This window comes from Streptococcus sp. CCH8-H5 (assembly GCF_001556505.1).
GTDB lineage: Bacteria > Bacillota > Bacilli > Lactobacillales > Streptococcaceae > Streptococcus.
The window spans coordinates 1-3195 of the sequence record NZ_LSIZ01000068.1 but is presented as its reverse complement, the minus strand read 5'-3'; the positions used below and the strand labels follow the sequence as shown (position 1 = coordinate 3195).

Genomic DNA, 3195 nt, shown 5'->3' with positions numbered 1-3195 from the left:
CTCTTGCAAGTTTTGCCTTTATCGCAAGACCTGCCTTCGCTGAGGAAGCTAAAGCCGACAACGCATCAAACCTTGATGTGACTGCAGCTACCACAACCAATGTGGAAACTACAGCAGACCTCGTCGAAACTAAGGTTGTTGAAGCTCCTGCTACTACTGAAAATGTAGCAAGCACTGAAAGCACTACAAATGTCTCAGATCAAGCCACAACTGCTGCTGCAAGCTCTGAAACTGCCAGTGAAACAGCTTCAACAACTGCAAGTGAAAGCCAGACTCCTGCAGAATCAGCTACAGGCCAAACACGTGAAGCCGTAACTACAGACCGAGCTGCCGGTGAGACTGCAACACCAACCGCAGATACCAATAGTGAAACCAATGTCACCGGTGGTCAATATTATAGTGATAGCCTTGGTAACTGGTATTATAAGGATGCTAGTGGTAAGAACCTAACTGGTGCACAAAAAATCGATGGGGTCAACGTTTATTTCGATGAAAATGGCATACAAGTCAAGGGAAACTTTTCAAAAAATAAACAATACTATGATGCAGATTCTGGTGCTCTTGTAACGGATCGTTATATTAATCATCTTGGTGGTGTTTACTATGTTGATAAAAATGGTGAAACATTAAAAGGTGCACAAAACATTCAAGGAAAACAAGTTTATTTCAATGATTACAACGGCCTTCAAGTTCGAGACGGATTTGCTAGCAATGAACACTTCTACGATAAAGATGGTAACCTTGTAACAGATAGCTATGTTTTTAGCACTAAATACAACTATAACAACACTATCTTTCCTTTCTATGTTGATAAAAATGGCGACAAATTAAAAGGTGAACAAATCATCAATGGAAAATCTGTCTATTTCGATAAGTATGATGGAGCACAGGTGCGTAATAGCGTTGCTGACAATGGGCGTTTCTATGATCAAGATGGTAATTTAGTTGATCTAGGGAAAAAACACTACGTGTTCATCGATAACCATTGGTTCTATGTTGATGAAGATGGAAAGATACTTAAAGGTGAACAAGTCATTGATGGTGTGAAAGTTTACTTTACCCCTTATTACGGATATCAAATTAAAGGGGATTTTAATTCTTACGGCCAATTCTATGACAAGGATACTGGCGAGCTCGTGACAAACCGTTATATTCAATTAACACGATACGAATCGAACGGCTCTATGGCTCCAACTTTAGAGACCCATTGGTATTATCTTGGGTCAGACGGAAAAGTGGTAACAGGTCCACAAGTTATTGACGGCGTTCGTGTCTACTTTAACTATAGAGGACACCAAGCCAAAGGAGACTTTGGCTACGATGGTTATTATTATGATAAAGACACTGGAGTACTCGTCAAAAATAGCTTTGTCTCCTTAGAGCAACCATCAGGAACCCTTATTTATTACCTCGATGACCAAGGCAATACAATTAAGGGAGAACAAATTATTAATGGTAAGCATCTCAACTTCGGTGAATACGGTATTCAAGTTAAGGGAAATTTCGCACCTAATGGACTTTTTTATGATGCAATTACAGGGGAACCTGTTACTAATCGTTATGTTCAAATCAATGACCTGAGTAACTCATATAATACCCATGAAAATAAAGATAAATGGTTCTATATCGGTTCAGACTCTAAAGCTCTTAAAGGAGAGCAAGTCATTAATGGCGTAACCGTATTCTTTGACAAAGATGGGGTTCAAGCTAAAGGGATTTTCGCAGATGACTGTTTCTATTATGATAAAGATTCTGGTGCACGCGTTAATCTTGGAAACAATCAGTTTGTTCAAGTGAACGGCAACTGGTACTATCTTAATAACGAAGGTAAAATTGTAAAAGGTGAACAAGTCATTGATGGCAACAATTTTTACTTTGATAAAGATGGCAAGCAAGTTAAAGGGAACTTTGCTGAAAATGGAGCGTACTATGATGAAAATTCAGGAGTACAAGTAACCAATCGTTATGTTAACTTCAATAACAATTGGTATAGAATTGGTGCTAAAGGTACTCCTCTTAAAGGTGCTCAGGTCATTGATGGTCATAATGTTTTCTTTGACCAAGACGGTAAACAGATTAAGGGCGACTTCGCTTCGGATGGCTACTATTACAGTAAAAATTCAGGAGACCGAGTAGACTTAGGACAAAATCATTATCAAAACATAAATAATAATTGGTATTATATTGGTAATGACGGCAAACGCCTTACTGGTGAACAAGTCATTGACGGTGTCGAGGTCTACTTCGATAGTACTGGTAAGCAGGTTAAAGGAAACTTTGCTGAAAACGATTCATTTTACGATAAAGATAGTGGTGCTCGCCTTAAGGAACAATTTGTTGATTTGAATGGAAAGACTTATTATGTTGATGCTAAAGGCAAAAGACTTAGAGAAGGGGGAGTTCGAACTATCAATGGTAAAGAGTATGTCTTTACGTATGATGCAGATCCGCACCTTGCTAAAGGAGAATTTCTATATCCTTATGGCTACTCTTCATTCTATGATTTGAACAACAAAGAAGTCAAAGGGCCTCAATTCGTTAAGGCCAAAAACGGTAATAGATATTACATTACCGCTTCTGGTCACGTCCCATTAGGGCTTCACATTATCAACGGAGAACTTTATATGTTTGATGCTCCGACAAATAAATATGCTGATGGTAGGGTTAGTGCGAATGGCTTGACTAAAGACTATTTCCCATCACTTATTCCTAATGGTAGCCATATCTATTACTTTGATAAGGAAACAGCTACTGCTATAAAAAATCAATATAAAGAGGTTAATGGTAACTGGTATTACTTTGGACCTAATTGGTATGCACTAACCGGTGAACAAACTATTGATGGGGCTCATGTCTATTTCCATAGAGATGGCAAACAAGCTAAAGGGGAACTAGTCACTGTAAATGATAAACTTCATTATTATGATCCTAACAGTGGTGCACGTACTGAGAACACTACCCTCACTATCGAAGGTAAGACCTACCATTTTGATGCTGAGGGAAATGGAAAACTCCTCAATTAGTGTAAGTGAACAGTAATCATTATGAAAAAGTAATTCCATCTTCCACTTTAAGAAAACTTTAGGAATCGCTTTGTATACTACAACTATCCTAAAACTTTTCTTTTTCATAATTTCCTAAAATCCAGGGCATAGGTCCTGGATTTTTTTGTTTTTAGAAAAGTCTGTAGCAACT

Annotated in this window: 1 protein-coding gene; it reads left to right on the top strand. The window is 38.1% G+C overall.

Going from position 1 to position 3195, the window contains the following annotated elements:
- Nucleotides 1-3023, top strand: a 3023-nt coding sequence (locus AX663_RS04775; protein WP_060972866.1) for a hypothetical protein, incomplete at its 5' end; no start/stop codon positions are given.
- Nucleotides 3024-3195: the final 172 nt, after the last annotated feature.